This window comes from Acidovorax sp. LjRoot38 (genome assembly GCF_964252975.1).
Classification (GTDB): domain Bacteria; phylum Pseudomonadota; class Gammaproteobacteria; order Burkholderiales; family Burkholderiaceae_C; genus Acidovorax; species Acidovorax facilis.
On sequence record NZ_CAXUPT020000004.1, the window covers coordinates 76863 to 100832 of the forward strand.

Sequence of the window (23970 nt, forward strand, 5' to 3'; positions counted from 1 at the left end):
CCTCTTTTTCGTTGTTGATCTGTGAAGGTGAGCGACAGCGGGATTTTTAGAGAGGGTCTACCAGCAGGCGATTGCCCACGAGTTCAGCAACCCGGTGCATGCCCGTGGAGGGGGTGACTCCGGGACGGTGGATGGCTGTCCAGGTGGCACCCCGGTACTTCACGGTGGAGGTGCCATCAGCGTTCCAGCCCTCGATGAGAATGGTTTCACCCACGTCCATGTTCACACTGCGATCCGCACGGGCCGAGGGGTCTCCGGGCCGCTTTTTCTTGAGGTAGTACCAGCCCACCACTGCGCCGCCGCCCACAACAGCCGCTGCCACGATCTGCGCGGTAGTTGGCAACCCCAGATGGGCCGCCAGGGCCGCTGCCACCAGACCAATGGCCACCATGAGCAGATAGAACGTACCGGTGAGCAGCTCTGCAACGACCACAGCCCCCGCTGCGAGCCACCAGATGGTGGATTCCTCCATAGCCAACTCCTTGTTGTGGTTGTGGTTGTGGTTGTGTTTAGTGCACCACATTCTGGGACAAAAGGGTTGCAGTTCAAAGGCGCGTCAAGGTTATTCCTTACACTTCGCGCCTATTTCGTTTTTTGGCCGGGCAGGGCACGGTTGCACGGAGGCTGCGCATGAAGTTTCGCTTTCCCATCATCATCATCGATGAAGACTATCGTTCCGAGAACACCTCGGGCCTCGGTATCCGCGCGCTGGCGCAGGCTATCGAGTCTGAGGGTTTCGAGGTGGTTGGCGTCACCAGCTATGGTGACCTGTCGCAGTTTGCCCAGCAGCAAAGCCGCGCCAGCGCATTCATCTTGTCCATCGACGATGAGGAATTTACGGTGGGTGAGGGGCTGGACCCCATCGTGCTGAGCCTGCGCAACTTCATCGGTGAAGTGCGGCGCAAGAACACCGAAGTGCCCATCTATGTGCACGGCGAGACCAAGACCAGCCGCCACCTGCCCAACGACATCCTGCGCGAGCTGCATGGCTTCATTCACATGTTCGAGGACACCCCCGAATTTGTGGCGCGCCACATCATCCGCGAGGCCAAGAGCTATCTCGAAAGCGTGCAGCCTCCATTCTTCAAGGCACTGCTCGACTACGCTGAAGACGGCTCATACAGCTGGCACTGCCCCGGCCACTCCGGCGGCGTGGCGTTCCTGAAGAGCCCTGTGGGCCAGATGTACCACCAGTTCTACGGTGAGAACATGCTGCGTGCCGACGTGTGCAATGCGGTGGAAGAGCTGGGCCAGCTGCTGGACCACAACGGTGCCATTGGTGAATCGGAGCGCAACGCCGCGCGTATTTTCAACGCCGACCACTGCTTCTTCGTGACCAACGGCACGTCCACATCGAACAAGATGGTGTGGCACCACACGGTGGCGCCGGGCGACGTGGTGGTGGTGGACCGCAATTGCCACAAGTCCATCCTGCACAGCATCATCATGACCGGGGCGATCCCCGTGTTCATGAAGCCCACGCGCAACCATTTCGGCATCATTGGCCCCATTCCGCAAAGCGAGTTCGAGCCAGCGGCCATTCAGGCCAAGATCAAGGCCAACCCGCTGCTCAAGGGCGTGGACGCCAAGAAGGTCAAGCCGCGCGTGCTCACGCTCACACAGTCCACCTACGACGGCGTGCTCTACAACACCGAGACCATCAAGGGCATGCTCGACGGCTACGTGGACAACCTGCACTTTGACGAGGCCTGGCTGCCACACGCGGCCTTCCACCCGTTTTATGGCAGCTACCACGCCATGGGCAAGAAGCGCACGCGCCCCAAGCATTCCGTGACGTACGCGACGCAGTCCATCCACAAGCTGCTGGCCGGCATCAGCCAGGCCAGCCACGTGCTGGTGCAAGATTCGCAGACCACCAAGCTGGATCGCCACCTCTTCAACGAGGCCTACCTGATGCACACCAGCACCAGCCCGCAATACAGCATCATCGCCAGCTGCGACGTGGCCGCCGCCATGATGGAGCCTCCCGGCGGTACGGCCCTGGTGGAAGAAAGCCTGCTCGAAGCGCTGGACTTTCGCCGTGCCATGCGCCAGGTGGAGCACGACTTTGGCAAGAACGACTGGTGGTTCAAGGTTTGGGGCCCTGAAAAGCTCGTGGACGAAGGCCTGGGCCGCGCCGAGGACTGGATCATCCGCAGCGATGGCAAGGGCAAGAAGAACGCCAGCAAGTGGCACGGCTTCGGCCAGCTGGCCGACGGCTTCAACATGCTGGACCCGATCAAGTCCACCATCGTCACACCGGGCCTGAACCTGGACGGCAAGTTCGACAAGACCGGCATTCCCGCGTCCATCGTTACCAAGTACCTGGCCGAGCACGGCGTGGTGGTCGAGAAGACCGGCCTGTACAGCTTCTTCATCATGTTCACCATCGGCATCACCAAGGGCCGCTGGAACACGCTGCTGACGGCGCTGCAGCAGTTCAAGGACGACTACGAGAAGAACCAGCCCATGTGGCGCATCCTTCCCGAGTTCTGCCAGCAGCACAAACGTTACGAGCGCATGGGCCTGAAGGACCTGTGCCAGCACGTGCATGAGATGTACGCCAAGTACGACATCGCGCGCCTGACGACCGAGATGTACCTGTCAGACCTGACGCCCGCCATGAAGCCCTCGGACGCCTACGCGCACATCGCCCACCGCCAGACCGAGCGCGTGGAGATCGACCACCTGGAAGGCCGCATCACCGTGGGCCTGGTCACGCCCTACCCACCGGGCATTCCGCTCTTGATTCCTGGCGAGGTATTCAACAAGAAGATCGTGGACTACCTCAAGTTCGCGCGCGAATTCGCCAAGCTGTGCCCGGGCTTCGAGACCGACATCCACGGCCTGGTGGAAGTGGAAGACGAGAACGGCCAGGTGCGCTACTACGCCGACTGCGTGGCAGAGCAAGGCAAGACCGGCAAGAACCCCAAGCCGCTGGCGACCGCCCAGAACCTGGTGCAGGTGGGCGACGACGGCCCGTACGGACGCAACGTGTAAGCACGTCTTCGCGCTGGTGTGTGGGTGCACCAGCGTCTCAAAAATCGCTCCCCCGGCATGGCTGGCGGAGCGATTTTTTTGTGCATTTGAATCCGCTGTTGTGGTGCTGCCGTATTGACTGTCAGCCGCGTGGTTTTCATGCGGTGACGACTGTCTTCACACACCTCTCAGGAGATTCTCATGACCCTTCGATTCAACGCCCGCCTCGCCACCATCGCCTTCACCGCAGCCATGGCCGCTGCCGCAATGCCTGCCATGGCGCAGGTCATGGTGGGCGGTGCGCCCATGCTGGCCAGCAAGGACATCATCGACAACGCCGTGAACTCCAAGGACCACACCACGCTGGTGGCCGCTGTGAAGGCTGCGGGCCTGGTCGAAACGCTCAAGGGCCCCGGTCCCTTCACCGTGTTTGCGCCCATCAATGCGGCATTTGCCGCATTGCCCGCCGGCACGGTGGACACGCTGCTCAAGCCCGAGAGCAAGCCCACCCTGACCAAGGTGCTCACCTACCACGTGGTCGCGGGCAAGTACGACGCTGCTGCGTTGTCCAAGATGATTGCAGACGGCAAAGGCATGGCCAGCCTCAAGACGGTGGCGGGCGGTACGCTCACCGCCAAGGCCAGCGGCAATGCTGTCATGGTGACGGACGAAAAGGGCGGTACGGCGACGGTGACGATTGCCGACGTGTACCAGTCCAACGGCGTGATCCACGTGGTGGACAAGGTCCTGTTGCCCAACTGATTGAGCAACGGATGGGAGGGGCTGCACGTCCGCTGTGCATGGCCGCCGCATCGCAGGGCCGGGATCGGCCAGGGGTTGCTGTGGCCCCGTCAGCGGACCGGCGGCATATCGTCCCGCACACGCACAAAACTCGCGAAGCGCGGCAGGCCCCCGTCATGGGTACCGCGAAACCGGTACGTCACCCAGCTACCCACAGGTGGCGGGTCAGCCCGCTGCGCATCGCTGAAACCCGCCCCCAGCCGGAAACGCTGGCCCGAAGGCATTTCCACCAGCAGGGCTCCCATGTGACCGGCGTGGCGGCCCTTGCCAGGCAGGTGGGCGACCACGCGCGCTTCCGTGTCTTCGTGGGTCTTGACCTTGACCAGGTCGTCGCTGCGGCCAGACTGGTAGAGCGAGCTGTCCCGGTGCAGCATCAGGCCTTCGCCGCCCGCCCGCACCGTGCGTTGCAACAGGGCCTGCAGGGCAGCATCGTTTTCGATGCGCTTTTGGGGCACCGCCTGGACCCAAGGCTGGTTGATCTGCATCACCAAGGCATTGAGCGACCGCAGCCGTTCGTCAAACATGCCGCCGTGCCGGGGCAGGTCAAACACCATGAAGCGCATCTGGCGCCAGGCCGCCTCATGAGGCTGCTGTTGGCGCGTGGTGGATTGGGCGTGCGCAAAGCGCCCGCGTCCGGCCCACAGCTCTCCGTCCATGGGAGTGGTGGGCCACCCGGCGGTGAACCAGGCGGGGGCCATCACCGTTTCGCCGCCCCGCGTGCGCAGCGTGTGGCCGTCCCAGTAGCCCCGCACACCGTCGTATTTTTCGCTGACCCAATAGTCGGCCAGCGGCATGCCGGGCCGGTACACATTGGCCAGCAACAGGGCAGGGGCGTCTGCTGCGTGCGTGGGCAGCGCAGTGAAACTCAGCCACGCCAGCCAGTGCCTGCGGAGCATTTGCTATTAAATGTATAGCTACCAGCGCTTTTTCAATAAGCGCTAGGCCCTGTTTTGATCTAAATTTTCGATGACAATCAGACTTGGTCTGCGCTCAGGCCCGCCGTCTGGCTGAAGCCGCCGTCCACGTAGGTGATCTCGGCCGTCATGCCCGAGGCCAGGTCCGACAGCAGGAAGGCTGCCACATTGCCCACGTCTTCGATCGTCACGTTGCGGCGCAGGGGCGATGCATCGGCCACGCGGCTGAGCAGCTTGCCAAAGTCCTTGATGCCACTGGCGGCCAGGGTCTTGATGGGGCCGGCGCTGATGCCGTTGGCGCGGATGCTGCGGCCGTCTTCGGTGCGGCCAACGGCCTCGGCCAGGTAGCGCACGCTGGCTTCCAGACTGGCCTTGGCCAGGCCCATGGTGTTGTAGTTGGGGATGGAGCGCAGCGCGCCCAGGTAGCTCAGCGTCAGCAGCGACGACTTGTCGTTCAGGTAGGGAAGGGCGGCCTTGGCCATGGCGGGAAAGCTGTAGGCGCTGATGTCGTGGGCGATGCGGAAACCCTCGCGCGAAAGGCCTTCGAGGAAATTGCCGGCAATCGCCTCGCGGGGGGCGAATCCGATGCTGTGCACAAAGCCGTCGAATTGGGGCCAGGTCTGCGACAGCTCAGCAAACATGCGCTCGATCTGCTCGTCGCTGCCCACGTCACAGTCAAAGATCAGCTTGGAGTCGAACTCGGCTGCAAAGTCGGTGATGCGGTCCTTGAAGCGCTCGCCCACGTAGCTGAACGCCAGTTCGGCGCCCTGTGCGTGGCAGGCCTTGGCAATGCCGTAGGCGATGGAGCGGTTGGACAAAACACCCGTGATGAGCAGCTTCTTGCCGGTCAGAAAACCCATGTTCAATCTCCTTTTGGAATGGCGAAATGTCGGCGGGCGGCCTGGCGCATGTGGGTATGCGCGATCTGCAGCGGGGCCCGGCGAACGTAGTGCAGAATTGTCGCATGCGGTTTTGGCTGACTTTTTTGCTGATGGGGTGTGCGGTTCCTGCATGGGCTGCACATGGGTATGCCCTGTGGGGCGAGCCGCGTTATCCCGCCGGGTTTACGCATTTTGCGTATGTGAACCCAGATGCGCCGAAAGGCGGCGAGCTGCGGCTGGTCAGCAACCTGCGGGTTTCCACCTTCGACAAATACAACCCGTTCACCATCAAGGGCAACGCGCCAGCATATTTGTCGTCGCTGATGTTCGATTCGCTGCTCGCCGGTTCGATGGACGAAACCGCCACCGGTTATGGTCTGCTGGCCGAAGATGTGGAAGTTGCCCCCGATGGTTTGTCCGCCACCTTCCGCCTGCGGCCGGAGGCGCGTTTTCACAACGGCAAGCCCGTGCTGGCGCAGGATGTGAAGCACAGCTACGACACGCTGGTGGGCCCCTTCACATCCCCTGCCTACAAGACGCTGCTGATCGAGGTGGCGGGCGTGGATGTGATCAACGACCGCACCGTGCGTTACCGCTTCAAGCTGCCCAATCGCGAGCTGCCCCTCACCGTGGGTGGCCTGCCGGTGTTCAGCCGCGACTGGGGCGTCGAGAACGGCAAGGCCAAGCCGTTTGACCAGGTGGTGATGGATATTCCCATCGGCAGTGGCCCCTACAAAATCGGCCCGGTGCGTTTTGGCAAGGACATCACCTATGTGCGCGACCCGCAGTACTGGGCGCGCGACCTGAACGTGCGCAAGGGCACGGCCAATTTCGACAACATCCTTGTCAAGATCTACAAGGACAACACTGCGCGGTTGGAGGCCCTCAAGGCTGGCGAGTTTGACCTCATGCGGTTTTTCAGCGCGGGCGACTGGGCCCGACGTGTTACGGGCAAGAAGTTCGATACGGGTGAACTCGTCAAGGGCGAGTTTGTGCACAAGCTCCCCTCGGGTTTTCAGAGCTATGTGCTCAACACCCGCCGGCCTTTGCTGCAGGATGCGCGCGTGCGCGAGGCCCTGGGCCTGGCCATGGACTACGAGTGGATGAACCGCCAGATGTTCTATGGCGCTTACCAGCGGGTGAACGGCCTGTTTGGCAACACGGCGTGCGAAACCAAGGGCAGTCCCTCGCCCGAGGAGCTTGCGCTGATGGAGCCCTACCGCAAGGACATTCCGGCTGCCGCGTTCGGCCCGATGACGGTGCCCCCGCGCACGGATGGCGATTCCTCACTGCGGGCCAACCTGCGGCGGGCGCAGGCTTTGCTCAAGGAAGCCGGCTGGGAGGTGCGCGACGGTGCCCTGCGCAACGCCAAGGGCGAGGCCATGGTGCTCGAATACATGGACAGCAATGAAGGCGGCGTGCGCACCATCACCCCCTGGATGCGCAATCTCGAAAAGATTGGTGTCACCTTGCGGTTTCGGTCAGTGGACTTTGCGCTGTACCAGCAGCGTCTGCAGAAGTTCGACTTCGACATTACCTCGATTGCCTACCAGGGCACCAACAACCCGGGCCAGGAGTTTGCCGACATGTTTGGCAGCCAGGCGGCCGACGTGGAGGATTCCGGCAACTTTGCAGGCGTCAAGAACCCGGCGGTGGACGCGATGATCAAGGCCATGACCTCCGCCAAGACCGAGGCGCAACTGCTTCCCGCCTGCCACGCCCTGGAGCGCATCATTGCGCACAGCCACTACCTCATTCCGCAGTGGACGGCGGGTACACACCGCATGGCCTACAACGCCTGGCGGCTGGCACGGCCGGCCACGGTGCCGCCTTACGCCAGCGGCGAAGGGTGGGTCATCGACACGTGGTGGGCGCGTATTCCTCCCCAGACCGCGCCGGACAAGAAATAGCCATAAGACCGCCCACCCATGTTTGCCTATATTCTCAAACGTGTCTTGCTCATGCTGCCCACGCTGCTGGGCGTGCTCTTGCTGACCTTTGTGGTGATCCAGTTCGTGCCGGGCGGCCCGGTGGAGCAGTACATGGCCGAGGCCAAGGCCGGTGTGGGCGGTGGCGGCGCCGAGGGGGGCGGCCTGAGCTACCGGGGCGCGCAGGGCGTTGACCCCAAACGGCTGGAGCAGATCAAGGCGCTGTACGGCTTTGACAAACCTGCCCATGAGCGCTTCCTGCAGATGCTGGGACAGTTTGCGAGGTTTGATCTGGGCAAGAGCTTTTTCCAGAACAAGGATGTGTGGCAACTGGTGAAGGAGAAACTGCCGGTTTCCATCAGCCTGGGCCTGTGGACTTTTTTCATCAGCTACCTCGTGGCCGTGCCATTGGGCGTGGCCAAGGCGGTGCGCGCCGGGTCACGCTTTGATCTGGTAACCACGCTGCTCATTCTGGTGGGCTATGCCATTCCCGGCTTTGTGCTGGGCGTGGCGCTGCTGGTCATTTTTGGTGGGCAGTTGCAGTGGTTTCCATTGCGCGGGCTCACGTCGGCCAACTGGGATGAAATGACCTGGGGCGCGCGCATCGTGGACTATCTGTGGCACATCACGCTGCCCGTCACGGCCATGGTGCTGGGCAGTTTTGCTGTGACGGCCATGCTGACCAAGAACGCGTTCCTCGAAGAAATCCGCAAGCAGTATGTGCTCACCGCCCGCGCCAAGGGCTTGAGCGAGCGGCAGGTGCTGTGGAAGCATGTGTTCCGCAATGCGCTTATTCCCATCGTCACCGGCTTTCCGGCTGCGTTCATCGGTGCTTTTTTTGCGGGCTCGCTGCTCATCGAAACCCTGTTCTCGCTGGATGGGCTGGGCTTGCTCAGCTATGAGAGTGTGATCCGCCGCGATTACCCTGTGGTGCTGGGCACGCTGTATCTGTTCACGCTGATCGGGCTGGTGACCAAGCTGGTGAGCGACCTGTGCTACGTGTGGGTGGACCCGCGCGTCAAATTCGATTGACTGCGATTTTGAGGCGTGAAGATTTGAACATGCGAGACGATTGCATCAACCATTCACCACTGCAAGAGGACGTTCTGTGGAAGGTTTTTCCGTTGTGCGACTCCAGTCAGAAATTTCGCGCTAAATGCAAGAAGCTGGCCCCGCAGCTTGTGGCCTTGGATGAGCAGGTATTTGCTGCCGCCATTGCACGCTGGGTGGTTGTATTAAGTCAATTGAAGCACCCAGAGTTCGCCAAATTCGTCATGCAGGAAGGATTGTGTAGCAACGATCTGGAGTTTCTTAACCTGCGCTGCGCCGTTACTCTCAGGGGGCAGAAGTTTTATGACGCTGTTCGCAGCGGCCAATGGAATTTGGCAACGGAATGCCAACCGGATGTGAGTGTGTGGATTGGGTTGTCCGAGATGGTGCTTGGCGTCCTTTGGGCAGCGTCGTATCAGAGAACGGGCGATGTTTCGCTGTTTGATCGACTGCTCTCAGACGACGACTACCTGAGCTTGTTAGTCACTGACTTCTTCACTCCACCTGGTGGCCCGTTGATTGAGTTCGGGCCCGATGAATGGTTGCAACAACTAACAATTGGATGTACCCCTGAAAGAACTACCGCGCTGCTGCACAGGCTTGAGCAATCCATGCGCGATGTAGAGGGATTGCCGTTGCAAATGCCTTCCTGCTCAACACGTGCCCAACACGCAGTGGTTCCACAACTGGGCTGTGTGCGCCATGGTTCCATCATGATCGACCCCCACGGCGAGAAGCGTTGGGTTTATTCAGCAGCCATGGGCAGCACCGGAGAGGTTGAAATCATGACGTTCAGAAGACAGGGGCGTAGCAATGTTGTGCTCACCACTGCTGGTAAATGGCAATTGGTGTCCGCATGACTGCATCAACTAATGGGCATCCAGACAGGAACGCCGGTTCCGTTTCGCTCTCCCCCTCCCGCCGCGCCTGGCTGCGCTTCAAGCGCAACCGCCTGGGGTATTGGAGCCTGCTTATCTTCTGCGCCCTGGTGCTGGTGAGCCTGTGTGCCGAGCTGGTCAGCAACGACAAGCCGCTCATCGTGCGCTATGAGGGGCAGACCTACTTTCCCATGCTCAAGGACTACTCCGAGAAGACCTTCGGGGGAGACTTCGAAACCCCCACCGATTACCTTGATCCCTTCATCAAGGAGCGCATCACCGCAGGCAGCAACTGGGCGCTGTACACCTTGAACCCCTACGGCCCCAACACGCTGAACTACTTTGCCAAGGCGCCCAACCCGTCAGCCCCCACGGCCGACAACTGGCTGGGCACGGATGACCGGGGGCGCGACCTGCTGGCGCAGCTGCTGTACGGATTTCGTGTGAGTGTGCTGTTTGGCCTGGCACTCACCATCACTGGCGTACTACTGGGCATGCTTACCGGGGCCATCCAGGGGTTCTTTGGCGGCAAGACCGACTTGGCGTTTCAGCGCTTCATCGAGATCTGGGGCTCCATGCCCGAGCTGTATCTGCTCATCATCTTCAGCGCCGTGTTCGCGCCCAGCATTGCGCTGCTGCTCATCCTGCTGTCGCTGTTTGGCTGGATGGGTTTGTCCGACTATGTGCGTGCCGAGTTCCTGCGCAATCGCCAGCTCGACTATGTGAAGGCTGCCCGGGCCTTGGGGGTGAGCAACAGCCAGATCATCTGGCGCCACATCCTGCCCAACAGCCTGACGCCCGTGGTCACCTTTTTGCCCTTCCGCATGAGTGGCGCCATCCTGGCGCTGACCTCCCTCGACTTCCTGGGCCTGGGGGTGCCGCCCGGCACGCCGTCGCTCGGTGAACTGCTGAACCAGGGCAAGAACAGCATTGACGCGTGGTGGATTTCGCTGTCTACCTTTGCGGTGCTGGTCACCACCCTGTTGCTGCTGACCTTCATGGGCGATGCGCTGCGCGATGCCCTGGACCCCAGAAAGGCCGACCAGTGACCCCTACGGCCATGACCCCTTTGTTGCAGGTTCAGGACCTTCACGTTCGCTTTGGCCCCAAAGAAGTGGTGCGGGGCGTCAACTTCAGCATTGCCGCAGGCGAAAAGCTTGCGCTGGTGGGCGAGTCCGGTTCCGGCAAGACCATCACCGCTTTAAGCCTGCTGCGCCTGGCGGGCAATGCCGCCATCACCGGGCAGGCAACGCTGCAAGGGCGGGGCGACCTGCTGGCGCTGACAGAGCGCGAGATGCGCGGCGTGCGTGGTGGCGACATCGCCATGGTGTTCCAGGAGCCCATGACCGCGCTCAACCCGCTGATGACCATCGGCCTGCAGATCGCCGAAATCCTGCAGCTCAAAAAAGGCCTGACTGGCGCCCAGTGCGCGCAGGCCGCCATCGAGCTGCTGGCCCAGACCGGCATCCCCGAGCCCGCGCGCCGTGCCAACAGCTTCCCGCACCAACTCTCAGGCGGCCAGCGCCAGCGCGCGATGATCGCCATGGCCCTGGCCAGCAGCCCGAAGCTGCTGCTGGCCGACGAGCCCACTACCGCGCTGGATGTGACCTTGCGTGGCCAGATCCTGGACTTGCTGAGTGATCTGCAGCGCCAGACGGGCATGGCCGTGCTGCTCATCACGCACGACCTCAACCTGGTGCGCCGCTTTGCCGACCGCGTGGCCGTGATGGAGCAGGGCGTGCTGGTAGAGCAGGGCCCCGTTGCCGAGGTTTTTGGTGCACCCCAGCACGCCTACACGCGCCGCCTGATTGCCAGCCAGCCCCGCCGCGATGTGGTCGAGTCCGATCCCCCTGCAGGCACTGCCCCGGTGGTGAAGACGCAGGATCTGCGCGTGGTCTACCCCACGCCGCTGCCCGGCATCAAGGGCTGGTTCAAAAAGGGCGAGTTTGTGGCTGTGCAGGGCGCCACGCTGCAATTGCTGCCCGGCCAGACGCTGGGGGTGGTGGGCGAGTCCGGCTCGGGCAAGTCCACGCTGGCGCAGGCCATCCTGGGGCTTTTGCCTTACGCCGGCCAGTTGCAGGTCGGGGGTCAGGCGTGGCAGCAACCAGCAATGCGCAATACCCCCGCCAACCAGCAGCTGCGCCGCCGCGTGCAGGTGGTATTTCAAGACCCGTTTTCGTCGCTGTCCCCGCGCCTCACGGTCGAAGAGATCGTGGGCGAGGGCCTGAAGGTGCACGAGCCCACACTGACCGTGGCCCAGCGCCGCATGCGCGTCGAGGCCGCGCTGGAAGAGGTGGGACTGGCCGAAGCACAGTACCCCCGCCTGCTGGAGCGTTATCCGCATGAATTTTCAGGCGGCCAGCGCCAGCGCCTGGCCATCGCCCGGGCCCTCATCGTGCAGCCGCAGGTGCTGGTGCTGGACGAGCCCACCAGCGCCCTGGACGTGACCATCCAGCAGCAGGTGTTGGGCTTGTTGCAGCGGCTGCAAAAAGAAAAGGGCCTGAGCTACCTGCTCATCACCCATGACGTGGATGTGATCCGCGCCATGGCACACGACGTGGTGGTGATGAAGGATGGCGCGGTGTTGGAAGGTGGCAGCGTGAACGACGTGCTGGATGCACCACAACACCCTTACACCCAGCGCCTGGTGGCGGCGGCCACCGTGCCGGGTATCGGCTGATATTTGAATAGAAATGGCATCAAGGGACCCTCTGCACGAATCACCGCGCCGCGTGCATCTGCGGTCTCGGGCGGTCTGCCGCGTTGCAAATACTCGCAATAGCTGCGGCTATTGCTGCGGTTTGCGCCTTGCAGCCCATCCCGATCCGCAGCGCACACTTGCCGCTCGATTCGTGCAGAGGATCCCTGGCGCTTATTAGGTAAGCGTAAATGGCTATCAAATATATAGCTATTTGCGCTTGCCGGCGTTGGAGCTTTTCAGGTCATCACGGCCCGCTTGGCGTGTTGCTCGCTGGCGGCGGGCATCCACAGAATCTTGCGCACATCCACACCCATCGTCTGTGCCCGCTCCATGAGGTGCTCGCGCACATGCCAGGGCAGGGTGGGCGTGCGTGACAAGATCCACAGGTAATCGGTGCTGGAGCCCACCACCATGGCCCACTGGTAGTTTTCATCGAGCGCCACCACGTTGTAGCCGCCGTAAAACGGTCCAAAAAACGACACCTTGAGCGCAGCGCGCGTGGGCTCATCCACAAAGCGCGCCGTGCCTTCGGCCTGCTTCCACTCCTTGCGCACTGGGTCGTAGCCTCGGTTGACCACCTTGATCGTGTCGTCGGCGTTGCGGCTGTAGGTGGCGCTGGTCTGGGTCAGGCCGCGCTCAAAGGCGTGGTCGATGCGTGCCACCTCGTGCCAGTGGCCTGCGTAGCGGTCTACGTCAAACCCCGTAACGGGCTGAATGCCCTCGGGCGCGCGGGGCGTGGAGCAGGCCGTGAGCGCCAGCAACGCCATCATTGCGGCAGCGCCGATGACCAGCGGCGAGGGCGAATGGGCACGGGGTGGGGTGTGAATGCGCATGGGCTTGCTCCTGCTGGGGTTGCTGCCGGGGCTGCCGTTGCACCTGACGTCACCTTATGGCACCTGACGGAATGTGCACTGCGCAGCGGCTGTTCGTGCGATCCACTGTAGGCACTGCAAGGGGGCCGGTGTGTAGGCGCGCGCTGGCAGCGGCTGTCGGCAAGGATGTGCATCGGTGTGGTGGCGCTGCCGTGGTTCCGTACCTATCCAGGCCACCATTCTGGCAAGGATGTGCATCGGTGTGGTGGCGCTGCCGTGGTTCCGTACCTATCCAGGCCACCATTCTGGAGCGCTGTCGGAGATGGAGTTGATGGCATTTGCCGCGGCGCACTTCTCGCAATGCGTCCCCCTGAGTGGCCGCATTCAGACAAGAGTGTTGATGGCTTCCATCAGGCCAGGGATACGACGGCCTTCCGGTACCGGCGCTGCTTTCGTGTTTGCATCCCTGCTTGCCAGGGTCTGCTGGTGCCGGGCGGCCTGTTCTTCCTGGCTCTGTCGTGTTATGGCGGCAATCTGTTGCTGCACCATCTGAGCCCGCAAACCAGAGTCCGGCTTGCGGGCGCGGCGATAGACGCTTTTGACACCGGGACTTATTTGGCGGCAGCCTTGGCAGCCTGCGCCTTCTGCGTCTTGGTGTAGACCTCCATCACCGTCGCGAAGTCGCGTTCGAAATTGATGGGTAAAAAAGTGTCATTGCCTGGCAGCAACTGGCGCAGCTTGGGCGAAAAGCTGTAGCTGTACGAGCACTTCTTCACGCGGGCCTGCAGCTCGGGCGATACGTCCTTGCCCAGCGTCCAGGTCTCGGTCATGAAGGGTGGGCTCTCCCACAGCGTGCGGATGCTGGAGCCCTTCACATCGCCCTTGACCACCATGCGTTGGTACAAATCGCTGGCCACGGCTGCGGCGGGGTAGAAGCCGTGCATCACCCCTGTGACCGAGCGCTCGTGGCCGTTGGAGAACACCACCTCGTAGTTCTGGTCCGGCACCAGCCCGATCGCCGGGAACAACGCGCGCGGCGCCAGGTTGCCTGAGTTGGAGGTGGGTGTGGAGTGGGCAATCTTCTTGCCCACCAGATCCTGCGGCTTGGTGAAAGGGCTGTCCACGCGCGAGATCAGGATCAGCGTGTAGGAATTGCGTTTGCCGCTGGCCTTGTTGCCGGGCACACCAAACGGGGCAGGCTGGCCAGCGCCCACCAACTGGGGCACCAGGCCGGGGTTGACCTGCGCCAGCTGTGCCTTGCCGCTGAGGAGGCTGTCGATCAGTTCCTTTTCGCCCAGCACATCGATGTTGGTGCTCTTCTCCAGCGATTCGCCTTGCAGATTCTGCAGATCAATGTTGCCGCAGCGCGCAAGGTGGTTGAAGTAGTCCCCCCACAGCAGCATGGTTTCGCTTTTGGCATAGGTCTTGGGCATGGCCACCACCAGTTTCTCGCGTGGGCTGCCTGCGAAGCTCGTGGCGGCCGGGGTGGCTGCGGCGGCGCGGGCAGGCGCGGCCCGGTCGGTCTGCGCAGCTACCGGGCCCAGCATCAGCGCGGTGCCAGACAGCAGTGCAAAAAAGCGGGTATCGAATCGCATCGTTGTTTTCCCTCCGATTGTGGTGAAAGCGCGCTCCGCGCGCGGGTCGGCCAGTATGCATGAACGTTTTGTGACAATCAGCGCCTTGGCGACCCGTGCGGGTGGACGTTTTGTCAACCTCGCGCCGCCCCGGCATGGACAAGCCCGCAGGGGACATGCGCGGGCCTGGTCCACACAATCCCAATCCATCGCAATGCCTACCGCTGTGAACAGCGTTTCCCATGTCGCAAAACACCCTGACCTTGCAACTGTTTTTCGAAGACCCGATCAAGCTGAAGCTCGCACAGCTCACGTACCAATACCTGTGCTCAGACAACACGGAACAGGCCCAACGCTGGGCGGACAAGCTGGGGGCCTCCAGTCTGGAGTCCCTGTGGGATGCGCAATGGTTCAATGCGTCGGCATCTGCCGCTTCCACGCACCTTCTGCTCCAGTTCGACACGGGTACGAGCGACCCACCACCGCTGCGCCAGCTCGAAGCCCTGTTTGACCAGGGCCTGCGGGCTGCAGTGCTGGAGATCTTCTACGACCAGGTGGGGGAAACCGAGCGCATGCACTTCGACCGGGGCCAGTGGGTGTCGCGCAAGGCATTCATGGACGCCAACCCGCAGTGGCGCGCAGTGGTAGAGCCTGCGCTGCATGGTGGCGAAGGCCAGGGCAACGGCGGCGAGGAGGGTGGTGAGGCCGATGACCCCTATGCCTGCTCCAAAGACCCGACCAAGCCCCTTGCCGTTGCCAAGCTGCGCCAGCAGGAAGAAAAACGCAAGCGCGAGGCCCAGGAGGCGGCCGAGGCGTTTGTCGAAATGGCGCGGGCCATGGGCAAAAGCGGCAAGTCGCCCGTGCAGGGGCTGATCGCCGTGCTGCTGTTGCGCGCCGGGCTCAAGGGGCTGGTGCATGCAGTAGTGTTCACGGTGGTCACCGTGCTGCTGTTCAAGGGCTTCTGGCTGTGGATGGGCCTGGGGCTGGCGCTGGCCGTGGCGCTGCCGCTGTACTACATGGCCACCGAACACAAGGAGCTGCGCGGGGACGACGGAGACGATGACGCCGACCCGCCTGGTGACGACGGCCCCGCCACGGTGATGGCCCCCCAGTAAAAGAATCTCAGGAGAACAACAACATGCTGACGCAAATCGAATGGTGGGGCGGGGTGATCTTTGTGCTGGGGGCTCTGACCTACCGCATGGTCATGGGGGCGCTGGAAAGGCCGGCGGACGGTTTTCCCTGGTACCGGCTGATGATGCACGTGTTCTTTCTGGCCCCGGCCGCGCTGCTGGCGGGCTACTTCTATCCACTCACGCAGCCCGCGCTGCAATACGGCTACCTGGCGCTGCTGGCCGTCTCGCTCCTGGTGGTGGCCGTGATGCTGGTGCAGGAGATGACTGGCGACTCGGGCGAGGGCAAAGAAAAGGGACGCAGTAAGGAGCCCTTGAAGGAGGGCGCGATAGCCGAGGCTGAAGAGTATGAGGAGCCCGGCTGGTTGATGTCGGTGGTCGGCGCCATCGTGCTGTACAGCCCGGTGCTCACGGCCTGTGGCCTCGCCAGCTACAAGGCCTGGCCCATGGTGCAGCGCCTGGCGTAGTGCTCCGCACTGCGCAGTGGGATGGCGGTGGTCTGGCAAGGCTGACAATGCCAGCCCACCATCCCCATGTTTTTCGCTGCCCTTGGTTTTGGCTTGGTGTACCAGCCTTCGTTAGTCCACAACTCCATGTCCCCCGATTCCTTTGCCGATCTTCTGTCGGTCTACATGCGGCGCATCCGCGCCAGCGCCTCCGGCGTGGCCACCGAAATCGGCCTAAGCCGCGAGGCGGTGAACAACTGGCGCAACGGCATTTCGGTGCCCAACCCGCGCTCGCGCGACAAGCTGGTGGCCTGCACCCGCTACCTGCGCCTGACCGAGAGCGAGACCAACCGCCTGCTCAGCGCCGCAGGTTTCGCGCCCGAGTTTCCGCTGCAGGCCGAGGCCCCGCTGCGGGCCGAGGCCAGGGCCACGGGCGTGGCCCCAGGTGCGGCGCAGCCCTTTGCGGCGTTTCAGGACCGGCTGTTTGCCCAGCTTGCGCAGGCCGTGCCATACCCTATCTCGCTGCTGCTGTCGCCCGCGCACTGGGGGCAGCCGCCGTTCCGGCACGAGCTGCTGCAGCGCGCCCGCGCGCAGTATGGCGAGGGCTCGGTGCTGCACATCCAGCCGCCCTACAGCGTGAGCACCGTGCCCGCCGAATACTTCGCCGCCATCGGCCGCCAATGTGGCCTGGGCGATGTGGCGTCAGACTACGAGTTTGAATCTGCGCTGGAGCGCCGCCTGCTGGCAGGCGAACGCATCTTCTGCCTGGTCAGCCGCTTTGAGCAGGGCACACCCGCGCTGCGCGAGACCCTGGCGGGCATTTTGCGCAGCCTGAGCGAGATGCACAGCGGCCGCCTGCACCTGCTGCTGTGTGGCGGCGAGGCGCTGGCCGACCTCAAATACCGCAGTGGCGACCTCTCGCTGCTCAACATCGCGCAGGTCAACCACTGGCCCGACCCGTCGCTGCACGACCTCCTGCAGCTGGCCCGGCACCGCTGGCCCGAGCACACCTGGACGGAGCCCGTGGTGGCCGATCTGCAAGCGCTCAGCGGCGGCCACCCCGCGTTGTTTGAAGAGGGGTTGCAGTGGCTGGTGGACCAGGGAATGGACCAGAGGGTGGGCAAGGGCGATGCACCACCCAGCGCCCTGCACACCCATCTGGCCAGCAGCCCACGCCTGTGGCAAACCTTTTTGCCCCTGGCCCAGGCGCCCGCCACCCGCGCGCGGCTGCTGCAACTGCTGAAGGCCGACGACCTGGGCCGCGCCCGGCCCTATCTGCAAGACGATGAACTGCGCAGCCTGTTCTGGGGCAACCTCATCCATGTGCGCGGCACAGGTGATGCGGCGCGCCTGCACTGGCGCTGCGCCACCATCCGCGATGCGGGCTTCATGGTGCTGGATTCATGCTCGGCGGACTGAAGCCCCTGCTGTCCAGACCCGTGGTGCGCGCCGTGGTCATCGCGCTGGTCACTTTGTTTGTGGCCAGCGCGGTGTTCACGCCCCAGCACAACCCGGCCACACGCGGCAGGTTCATGGCGGCCATGAACGTGGGCCCGGTGTGGGGCGAGCTGGTGCAGTGGCGCGTGGCGATGATGCAGGCGCACAACGAGCTTGGCCACTGGCCCAAAGACATTTACGCCTACGCGCCCCCGGTGGCCCAGCCGCAGTTGCGCGTCACCTCCCCGCGCCCCTATGTGCTGCAGGCCGACATCGCCCACCACCCCGAGCTGGGCAAGCTGGCTGGCACGCAGGTGGTGGTGGAGCTGAAACCCGGCACCACCACCTGGTCCTGCCGCCCCGGCAAGCCGCCCATCCCCCTGGGCTACCTGCCCATCAATTGCCTGGAGGGCAGCACCGACGATTTCGAGCGCCCCACGCAAGTGCCTGATGCCGACCCGTTTGGCTGGATGCGCTCGCTGATCGCATGGTGCGCGGTGATTTTTGCCGTGGGCGCCGTGCTGTGGGTGGTGCGCCATCCGCTCATCGGTGCGGGCCAGCTGCGCCCCGCACGCCTGCGCCGCACGCCGCTGGCGCGCCTGCCGCAGATCGACCGCCTGCTGCGCTGGCTGCGGCGGCTGGACGCCACCCTGCTCGCCGCTGACATCCGCACGGTGGACTGGCGCCGCGCCGTGGCCTGCGCCCAGGCCACGGGCGGCGAGCGCGCCCCGGCCCTGGCCCGCGCGCTGGCCGAGCGCGTGTCGGCCCGCTGCCAGCCCAGCACCGACTGGGCGCTGCCCGGCGCAGTGTTTGAGTGGCAGTTCCCGCCCGACCTGCCCGTGTCGCTGGACCGCTGCCTGGTGTTTGTGCCCACGCCCGGCATCGACGAAGCCACCGTACTGCGCCAGCTGCGCGCCGTGCAGACCGGCAGCGACGTGCTGCTGATCCTGTGCGAGCATAGCGTGGACACGCCCTGGCCCCTGCTGCGCGCCCATGCCGACGACCGCGCCAACCTGCATGTGATGCTGGACAGCGCCCACCAGACCGAGTGGCTGATTGGTGGCGAGGCCCTGCAGGTGCTGCTGCGCCAGCTGGCCGCGCAACTGCGCATCACGCGCATCTCGCCCTACCAGACACGCGGCGGTGTGACGCGCGAGGGTGGCTTTTTTGGCCGCGCCCAGCTGCTCGCCCGTGTCATCAACCGCGAGCCCGCCAACTACCTGGTGGTGGGCGGGCGCCAGTTGGGCAAAAGCAGCCTGCTCAAGGCCGTGCAGCGTCGCATGGCGGGCCACCCGCACACCGTGTGCCACTACGTCTCGCTGCGCGACCACCGCCTGGCACCGCGCATGGCGCTGCAGTTTGGCCTGGCGGCCGATACCCCGCTCGAAGCCATCGTGGACCACCTGCAGGCGCAGTACGAGGGCAAGCGCCTGGTGCTGCTCATCGACGAGGCCGACCTGTTCTTCCGTGACGAATCGGCCAACGGCTACGTGCAGCTCTCCACCCTGCGCGCGCTCAGCGAAGAGGGCCGCTGCTGGTTCATGCTCGCGGGCTTCTGGGACCTGTATGCCACGGCCGTGCTGGACTACCAAAGCCCGCTGCGCAACTTTGGCGAGGTGTTGGCTATTGGCGGTCTGGAGCGCAGCGCCTGCCACGAACTGGCCACCGAGCCGCTGCGCAAACTGCGCCTGGGCTTTGACACCGAGCGCCTGGTGGACCGCCTGGTGGACGCCAGCGGCCAGCGCGCCAACCTGGTCGCCATCCTGTGCCAGGAGTGCCTGGAAGCGCTGGCGCCCGGCGAACGCGTGATCGAATCCCGCCACCTCACGCAAGCCCTGGCCTCGCAGGCCGTGCAGGATGCCTTGGCGGGCTGGGGCCGCCTGAGCCACGACGAAGCGGCCTGCCGCCTCGACCGCATCGTGGTCTACTACACCGCCCAGGCCGGGCAGGCCAGCCTGGTCGCCCTGGCCCAGCTGCTGCAAGGCCACGGCATCGCGGGCGACGCGCAGGCGCTGCGCCAGTCGCTGGCACGCCTGCAACTGGCCTATGTGCTGCGCAAGCACGAAGGCGGTGAATACCGCTTTGCCATCCCGCTGCTGCAGGACCAGTTTGAACCAGCGGAAGTGGAACTGCTGCTGCACCAGGAGCTGGCCGTGCTGGCGCGCAGCGATGCAAAGGTATGAGCCAAAAAGGCCGTCTCCGCGCTATGGATAAGCGCTTTTAGCTATCTATTTGATAGTGGGAGGGCATTGGGCGTTGGGGTTCACGGCAGCGCCACCACCACCGCACCGCGCTTGCGCCCTGTCTCCACATACGCATGCGCCGCAGGCAGGTCGGCAAACGGGTAGGCGCAGTCCAGCACCGGCCGCAGCGCGCCCGCCTGGGCCAGGTCCATCAGGGTCTGCAGGTCTTCGGGCCGCTCGGCCGCCGGGCCGCCAATGCTGCGGCGCGTGCCGCGCGGCCGGGCCAGCACCTGTGCCAGGCTGCCCGCCACCGCCAGGTAGCGACCATGCTCCTGCAGGCGCGGCAGGCAGGCGGCAAAGCTGCTGGCCCCCACGGTGTCGGCCACCACGTCCCACTGCTGCGGGTCCTGGGTGAAGTCCTCTTCGGTGTAGTCGATCACGGCCTGTGCGCCCAGCGCCCGGGCCAGCGCCACATTGCCGCCGCTGCACACCGCCGTGACATGCGCGCCCCGGTGCCGCGCCAACTGCACCATGGCGCTGCCTACCGCGCCCGCTGCGCCAATCACCAGCAGCGATTCGCCCGCGCGCAGGTTTGCCTTGTTCAAGAAGTGCAGTGCCGCCAAGCCACCAAACGGCAGGCAGGCCGCGTCCACAAACGACAGGCGCTCGGGCTTGTGCACCAGGGGCCGGGTGCCGGGCAACAGGCAGTATTCGGCATGGCCGCCCATGGCCACACCCGCCACACCCACCACGGCATCGCCGGGTGCAAAACCGGTCACCGCACGGCCCACGGCCTCCACCACGCCTGCTACATCGGTGCCCAGCACCGGCTGGCGCGGCCGCGTGATGCCAAACGCCAGCCGCCCCAGCAGGCCAAACCCGCGCGGCAGCTTCTGGGTGCGCACGCGCATGTCGGCCGACGACACGCTGGCCGCCAGCACCCGCACCAGCACATCGCGCGGGCCAGGCACCGGGCGGGGCAGGGTGCGCAGCCGCAGCACATCGGTGCCGCCATAGCGGGTGCAGACCCAGGCGAGCATGGTGGTGGACGTGGGCAGGGTGAGTGTGTGCATGGGCGGGAGGGCAGCGCGCCCGGTGGCGCAATCGAAGGGGCGTGAGCGGCACGGTAGTGCCAGCAGGCAGCTTAGGTGGCCGGGTGGGGCGCACACAACCCGACCTTGGGAGGGCGGCCGGTGGTGGCCATGCCCCAGCTGCACGTTACCCTTGTGGTCCTGCTGGATTGACCGATTGATTGCTGCAAAGGCCCACCGTGCACCCCACGCTCTACACCGTTGCCTACCCCGTCTGCGCCGCCGAGGACATGTTGGCCATCGACACCTGGCGCGCCGCCAACGACCCCACCGGCCATGCGCTGGTGCGCCCGCACTTCACGCTGGTGTTTGCCAGCAACGCTGTGGACGAAGCCACCTACCTGGCCCATGTGGCGGCGGTGGCGGCACGCACCGCGCCCATCGCGTTTCACTGCCGCTATGCCATGCTGGGTGCCGACGCCCACAGCCCGCGCGCCCATGCCTATCTGGTGCCGGACGAAGGCCATGCGGCGTTGTCACTGCTGCACGACGCGCTCTACACCGGGTCGCTGGCCGATGCGTTGCGGCTGGATTTGCCCTACACCCCACACATCACCGTGGGCTCGTTCGATTCGGCATCACGAGCTCGTCAGTGGTGTGCCGCGCGCAACCAGGCGGGCGTGTCGGTGCCGGGCCAGGTGGCTGCGCTGTGGGTGGGGCAAGTGGTGGACGGGCGGTTCGAACACCGGGGGCAGTTCGATCTGATGGGATAGTTTTTTGAAGCAAAAACGGCCTTCACCGCGCGTCTATTGAGCGCTTTAAGCTATCAAATATGTAGTTTTATCGCTACGCCCCTCAAGGCCGCTGCGCCATCACCAGCGCATACAGCGCCTGCGCCGCTACCGACAGGCTCTCGTCCCGCCGCCGCACCAGGTAGATCTGCCGCGTGAGCCCCGGCAGCGACAACGGCCGTGTGACCAGGCCCGGCTGCTCGAAGTGGAACAGAGTGAGCGCCGGCACCACGCTGATGCCCAGGCCCGCGCGCACCATGCCCATCACGGTGGCGAGCTGCTCCACCTCCATCAGCGTGTGCATGGCCTGTGGGTGCAGGGCGGCCTCCAGGTACTGCCGCACGCTGCTGGTGCGCGCCAGGTGAATGAAGGGCCAGGCCGCCAGGTCCTGCGCGGTGATGGCCTTGCGGCGGCGGGCCAGCGGGTGGTCGGCCGGGCACACCAGGTAGAAGTCGTCGCAGCAAAACGGCTCGGCCTGCAGCGCGGGCGTGTCGGCGCGGATGGCGGCCAGTGCAAAGTCGGCATGGCCGCTGGCCACGCGGTCGATGCAAGGCTCGGACAGCACGTCGGCAATGTCGATCTCGATGCCCGGGTGCGCCGTGCGGTACTGCGCTAGCACAACCGGCAGCCAGCCTGCCGCCAGTGACGGCAGCAGCGCCACCGCCACACGCCCGCGCTGCAGTGTGGCGGCACTGCGCACGGCGGCCAGGGCGCTGGTGATTTCGGCGCGGATGCGGCGGGCCGACTCCAGAAAGTTATGCCCCTCGGGCGTGAGGTCCACATGGCGCGTGCTGCGGTCGAACAGCCGCAGACCCAGGTCGTCCTCCAGCGCGCGGATGAGCGCGCTGAACGCGGGCTGCGACAAATGGCACAACGTGGCGGCGCGCGTGAAGCTGCGCTGCTCGGCCAGCGCGAGGAAGGCGTCGAGCTGGCGGCTGGAGAGGTGGGGGGCGCTCATGCGGGGCTGGTGTGATTCATCTGGTTTTCAGATGGATTCATCGTAACAATCGATTTCACAGAATACAGCCATGTTCCTACATTCACGGTCAGGAGACAACGGATTGATGCCGAACGACCAAAAAACCAACCTGCTGGTGGGCTGCGCCGCCGGCTTCTCGGGCGACCGCACCGACGCGGCGCTGCCCGTGGTGCAGGCGCTCATCGCCAGCGGCCAGCCTGCGGTGCTCATCTTCGAGACGCTGGCCGAGCGCACGCTGGCGCTGGCCCAGCTGGCACGCCGTACCGACCCCGATGCGGGTTATGAACCCCTGCTGGTGGACCTGCTGCGCCCCGTGCTGGCGCAGTGCCTGGCGCACGGTGTGCGCATCGTCAGCAACTTCGGCGCGGCCAACCCGCACGGCGCGGCGCGCCGCATCCACGCGCTGGCGGCCGAGCTGGGCTTGGCCCGCCCGCGCATTGCCGTGCTGCAGGGCGACGACCTGAGCGGCCCCGACCACCGTGCGCTGCTGCAGGGCGCGCTGGGCGGCGCGATGCCTACCGAGCCCATCGTCAGCGCCAACGCCTACATCGGCGCGCAGGCCGTTGCCGATGCGCTGCGCGCAGGCGCTGACATCGTGGTCTGCGGCCGCGTGGCCGATCCATCGCTGGTGCTGGGCCCGGCGCTCGCGCACTACGGCTGGGCGCTGGACGACTGGGACCGCCTGGCGCGCGCCACCATGGCCGGGCATCTGCTGGAATGCGGCGCACAGGTCACAGGCGGCTACTTTGCAGACCCTGGCTATAAGGATGTGGCGGGCCTCGCCCAGCTGGGCTACCCGATTGCCGAGATCGACGCCGACGGCCACTGCGTCATCACCAAGCCCCCGGGCACGGGCGGCTGCATCACCGAACGCACGGTGAAAGAACAACTGCTGTACGAGCTGCACGACCCGGCGGCGTACCTGACGCCTGATGTGGTGGCCGACATCACCGCCGCCCGCGTGACCACGGTGGGCGCCGACGCGGTGCGGCTGGAAGGCGTGCAGGGCCACGCGCGGCCCGACACGCTCAAGGTCAACGTGTGCTTTGAATCGGGCTGGTTTGCCGAGGGCGAAATCTCCTACGCCGGCCCGCGCGCCGAGGCTCGTGCCCGGCTGGCGGGCGAGGTGCTGCGCGAGCGATTGAGCGGCCTGGGCCCGCTGCGCATCGACCTGATTGGCGTGACCAGCATCTTTGGCGACGACACCAGCCGCTGGCTGGATGCATCCGCCCACAGCAACGACGAAGCCCGCGATGTGCGCCTGCGCGTGGCCCTGCAGCACCGCGACCACGCCAGCGCCCAGCGCCTGGTGCGCGAGGTAACCGCGCTCTACACCTGCGGGCCTGCAGGCGGAGGCGGCGTGCGCACCGCCATGCGCCCGCGCCTGGGCACGGTGTCGTGCCTGGTGCCGCGCGATGCAGTGGCCGTGCGTTTTGAGATGGTGGGCTAAGA

20 protein-coding genes are annotated in these 23970 nt (G+C 64.8%); 13 read left to right on the forward strand and 7 right to left on the reverse strand.

Annotated features, from left to right (window positions below; all coding sequences use genetic code 11):
* Positions 1–46: 46 nt before the first annotated feature.
* Positions 47–472 carry an NfeD family protein gene (locus tag ACSQ22_RS08120; RefSeq protein ID WP_306555466.1) on the reverse strand — a complete coding sequence of 142 codons (426 nt, stop codon included), beginning with the start codon at positions 470–472 and terminating at the stop codon, positions 47–49.
* A gap of 158 nt (positions 473–630) precedes the next feature.
* Here ACSQ22_RS08120 and ACSQ22_RS08125 point away from each other — a divergent pair, with 158 nt between their 5' ends.
* Both ACSQ22_RS08125 and ACSQ22_RS08130 read left to right on the forward strand, forming a co-directional pair.
* A complete protein-coding gene (locus ACSQ22_RS08125) occupies positions 631–3000 on the forward strand; it encodes an arginine/lysine/ornithine decarboxylase (RefSeq protein ID WP_176885630.1) in 2370 nt (789 codons plus the stop codon).
* 180 nt (positions 3001–3180) lie between these two features.
* Positions 3181–3741, forward strand: a complete 561-nt coding sequence (locus tag ACSQ22_RS08130; protein ID WP_436129992.1) for a fasciclin domain-containing protein — start codon at positions 3181–3183, stop codon at positions 3739–3741.
* A gap of 89 nt (positions 3742–3830) precedes the next feature.
* Here the strand turns inward: ACSQ22_RS08130 and ACSQ22_RS08135 are convergent, their stop codons facing one another.
* Both ACSQ22_RS08135 and fabI read right to left on the reverse strand, forming a co-directional pair.
* Positions 3831–4676, reverse strand: a complete 846-nt coding sequence (locus ACSQ22_RS08135; RefSeq protein WP_436129993.1) for a DNA ligase — start codon at positions 4674–4676, stop codon at positions 3831–3833.
* Between the two features lie 77 nt (positions 4677–4753).
* Positions 4754–5554 carry an enoyl-ACP reductase FabI gene (gene fabI / locus ACSQ22_RS08140; protein WP_055401808.1) on the reverse strand — a complete coding sequence of 267 codons (801 nt, stop codon included), beginning with the start codon at positions 5552–5554 and terminating at the stop codon, positions 4754–4756.
* A 104-nt stretch (positions 5555–5658) separates the two neighbouring features.
* On the opposite strand from fabI, the gene ACSQ22_RS08145 reads away from it, so the two are divergent.
* From ACSQ22_RS08145 to ACSQ22_RS08165, 5 genes are read left to right on the forward strand one after another with little or no spacing between them, the layout of a single operon-like run.
* Complete coding sequence (locus tag ACSQ22_RS08145; RefSeq protein ID WP_431152673.1) at positions 5659–7485, forward strand: extracellular solute-binding protein; 1827 nt, start codon at positions 5659–5661, stop codon at positions 7483–7485.
* 18 nt (positions 7486–7503) lie between these two features.
* Positions 7504–8535: a microcin C ABC transporter permease YejB gene (locus ACSQ22_RS08150; RefSeq protein WP_055401810.1), complete on the forward strand. Its 1032-nt coding sequence runs from the start codon at positions 7504–7506 to the stop codon at positions 8533–8535.
* Positions 8536–8558: 23 nt separating this feature from the next.
* Positions 8559–9413 carry a hypothetical protein gene (locus ACSQ22_RS08155; protein WP_436129994.1) on the forward strand — a complete coding sequence of 285 codons (855 nt, stop codon included), beginning with the start codon at positions 8559–8561 and terminating at the stop codon, positions 9411–9413.
* Positions 9410–10480, forward strand: a complete 1071-nt coding sequence (locus tag ACSQ22_RS08160) for an ABC transporter permease (protein WP_436129995.1) — start codon at positions 9410–9412, stop codon at positions 10478–10480. Before ACSQ22_RS08155 ends, ACSQ22_RS08160 begins: the two co-directional genes overlap by 4 nt.
* Before the next feature lie 11 nt (positions 10481–10491).
* On the forward strand, positions 10492–12111 hold the full coding sequence (locus ACSQ22_RS08165; protein ID WP_121419725.1) for an ABC transporter ATP-binding protein: 1620 nt from the start codon (positions 10492–10494) through the stop codon (positions 12109–12111).
* A 257-nt stretch (positions 12112–12368) separates the two neighbouring features.
* Here ACSQ22_RS08165 and ACSQ22_RS08170 read toward each other — a convergent pair whose 3' ends face one another.
* Positions 12369–12965, reverse strand: coding sequence for a lipocalin family protein (locus ACSQ22_RS08170; protein WP_436129996.1), 597 nt, complete (start codon positions 12963–12965; stop codon positions 12369–12371).
* A 590-nt stretch (positions 12966–13555) separates the two neighbouring features.
* Positions 13556–14539: a PhnD/SsuA/transferrin family substrate-binding protein gene (locus ACSQ22_RS08175; RefSeq protein WP_255577578.1), complete on the reverse strand. Its 984-nt coding sequence runs from the start codon at positions 14537–14539 to the stop codon at positions 13556–13558.
* A gap of 221 nt (positions 14540–14760) precedes the next feature.
* Here ACSQ22_RS08175 and ACSQ22_RS08180 point away from each other — a divergent pair, with 221 nt between their 5' ends.
* The 4 genes from ACSQ22_RS08180 (at position 14761) to ACSQ22_RS08195 (ending at position 19717) form a co-directional block, all read left to right on the forward strand.
* On the forward strand, positions 14761–15633 hold the full coding sequence (locus ACSQ22_RS08180; protein ID WP_436129997.1) for a hypothetical protein: 873 nt from the start codon (positions 14761–14763) through the stop codon (positions 15631–15633).
* A 23-nt stretch (positions 15634–15656) separates the two neighbouring features.
* Positions 15657–16118, forward strand: coding sequence for a hypothetical protein (locus ACSQ22_RS08185; RefSeq protein WP_436129998.1), 462 nt, complete (start codon positions 15657–15659; stop codon positions 16116–16118).
* Between the two features lie 126 nt (positions 16119–16244).
* Positions 16245–17516 carry a hypothetical protein gene (locus tag ACSQ22_RS08190; RefSeq protein ID WP_436129999.1) on the forward strand — a complete coding sequence of 424 codons (1272 nt, stop codon included), beginning with the start codon at positions 16245–16247 and terminating at the stop codon, positions 17514–17516.
* Positions 17501–19717: an ATP-binding protein gene (locus tag ACSQ22_RS08195; protein ID WP_436130000.1), complete on the forward strand. Its 2217-nt coding sequence runs from the start codon at positions 17501–17503 to the stop codon at positions 19715–19717. The genes ACSQ22_RS08190 and ACSQ22_RS08195 overlap by 16 nt, the downstream gene beginning before the upstream one ends.
* 80 nt (positions 19718–19797) lie before the next feature.
* Here the strand turns inward: ACSQ22_RS08195 and ACSQ22_RS08200 are convergent, their stop codons facing one another.
* Entirely contained in the window at positions 19798–20790 is a 993-nt protein-coding gene (locus ACSQ22_RS08200) for an NAD(P)-dependent alcohol dehydrogenase (protein WP_436130001.1), read from the reverse strand.
* Between the two features lie 197 nt (positions 20791–20987).
* Here ACSQ22_RS08200 and ACSQ22_RS08205 point away from each other — a divergent pair, with 197 nt between their 5' ends.
* Positions 20988–21521 carry a 2'-5' RNA ligase family protein gene (locus ACSQ22_RS08205; protein ID WP_436130002.1) on the forward strand — a complete coding sequence of 178 codons (534 nt, stop codon included), beginning with the start codon at positions 20988–20990 and terminating at the stop codon, positions 21519–21521.
* Between the two features lie 82 nt (positions 21522–21603).
* On the opposite strand, the gene ACSQ22_RS08210 is transcribed toward ACSQ22_RS08205, so the two are convergent.
* Positions 21604–22497 carry a LysR family transcriptional regulator gene (locus tag ACSQ22_RS08210; protein ID WP_436130003.1) on the reverse strand — a complete coding sequence of 298 codons (894 nt, stop codon included), beginning with the start codon at positions 22495–22497 and terminating at the stop codon, positions 21604–21606.
* Positions 22498–22603: 106 nt separating this feature from the next.
* Here ACSQ22_RS08210 and ACSQ22_RS08215 point away from each other — a divergent pair, with 106 nt between their 5' ends.
* Positions 22604–23968, forward strand: coding sequence for an acyclic terpene utilization AtuA family protein (locus tag ACSQ22_RS08215; RefSeq protein ID WP_436130004.1), 1365 nt, complete (start codon positions 22604–22606; stop codon positions 23966–23968).
* Positions 23969–23970 lie beyond the last annotated feature (2 nt).

What these genes read in the sequence shown, in the direction of transcription:
- fabI (WP_055401808.1), bottom strand. Translation starts at nt 5,554, where the DNA reads ATGGGTTTTCTGACCGGCAAGAAGCTGCTCATCACGGGTGTTTTGTCC.
- ACSQ22_RS08190 (WP_436129999.1), top strand. Translation starts at nt 16,245, where the DNA reads ATGTCCCCCGATTCCTTTGCCGATCTTCTGTCGGTCTACATGCGGCGC.
- ACSQ22_RS08160 (WP_436129995.1), top strand. Translation starts at nt 9,410, where the DNA reads ATGACTGCATCAACTAATGGGCATCCAGACAGGAACGCCGGTTCCGTT.
- ACSQ22_RS08200 (WP_436130001.1), bottom strand. Translation starts at nt 20,790, where the DNA reads ATGCACACACTCACCCTGCCCACGTCCACCACCATGCTCGCCTGGGTC.
- ACSQ22_RS08135 (WP_436129993.1), bottom strand. Translation starts at nt 4,676, where the DNA reads ATGCTCCGCAGGCACTGGCTGGCGTGGCTGAGTTTCACTGCGCTGCCC.
- ACSQ22_RS08145 (WP_431152673.1), top strand. Translation starts at nt 5,659, where the DNA reads ATGCGGTTTTGGCTGACTTTTTTGCTGATGGGGTGTGCGGTTCCTGCA.
- ACSQ22_RS08150 (WP_055401810.1), top strand. Translation starts at nt 7,504, where the DNA reads ATGTTTGCCTATATTCTCAAACGTGTCTTGCTCATGCTGCCCACGCTG.
- ACSQ22_RS08180 (WP_436129997.1), top strand. Translation starts at nt 14,761, where the DNA reads ATGTCGCAAAACACCCTGACCTTGCAACTGTTTTTCGAAGACCCGATC.
- ACSQ22_RS08165 (WP_121419725.1), top strand. Translation starts at nt 10,492, where the DNA reads ATGACCCCTTTGTTGCAGGTTCAGGACCTTCACGTTCGCTTTGGCCCC.
- ACSQ22_RS08175 (WP_255577578.1), bottom strand. Translation starts at nt 14,539, where the DNA reads ATGCGATTCGATACCCGCTTTTTTGCACTGCTGTCTGGCACCGCGCTG.
- ACSQ22_RS08125 (WP_176885630.1), top strand. Translation starts at nt 631, where the DNA reads ATGAAGTTTCGCTTTCCCATCATCATCATCGATGAAGACTATCGTTCC.
- ACSQ22_RS08195 (WP_436130000.1), top strand. Translation starts at nt 17,501, where the DNA reads ATGCTCGGCGGACTGAAGCCCCTGCTGTCCAGACCCGTGGTGCGCGCC.
- ACSQ22_RS08130 (WP_436129992.1), top strand. Translation starts at nt 3,181, where the DNA reads ATGACCCTTCGATTCAACGCCCGCCTCGCCACCATCGCCTTCACCGCA.
- ACSQ22_RS08170 (WP_436129996.1), bottom strand. Translation starts at nt 12,965, where the DNA reads ATGCGCATTCACACCCCACCCCGTGCCCATTCGCCCTCGCCGCTGGTC.
- ACSQ22_RS08185 (WP_436129998.1), top strand. Translation starts at nt 15,657, where the DNA reads ATGCTGACGCAAATCGAATGGTGGGGCGGGGTGATCTTTGTGCTGGGG.
- ACSQ22_RS08210 (WP_436130003.1), bottom strand. Translation starts at nt 22,497, where the DNA reads ATGAGCGCCCCCCACCTCTCCAGCCGCCAGCTCGACGCCTTCCTCGCG.
- ACSQ22_RS08215 (WP_436130004.1), top strand. Translation starts at nt 22,604, where the DNA reads ATGCCGAACGACCAAAAAACCAACCTGCTGGTGGGCTGCGCCGCCGGC.
- ACSQ22_RS08120 (WP_306555466.1), bottom strand. Translation starts at nt 472, where the DNA reads ATGGAGGAATCCACCATCTGGTGGCTCGCAGCGGGGGCTGTGGTCGTT.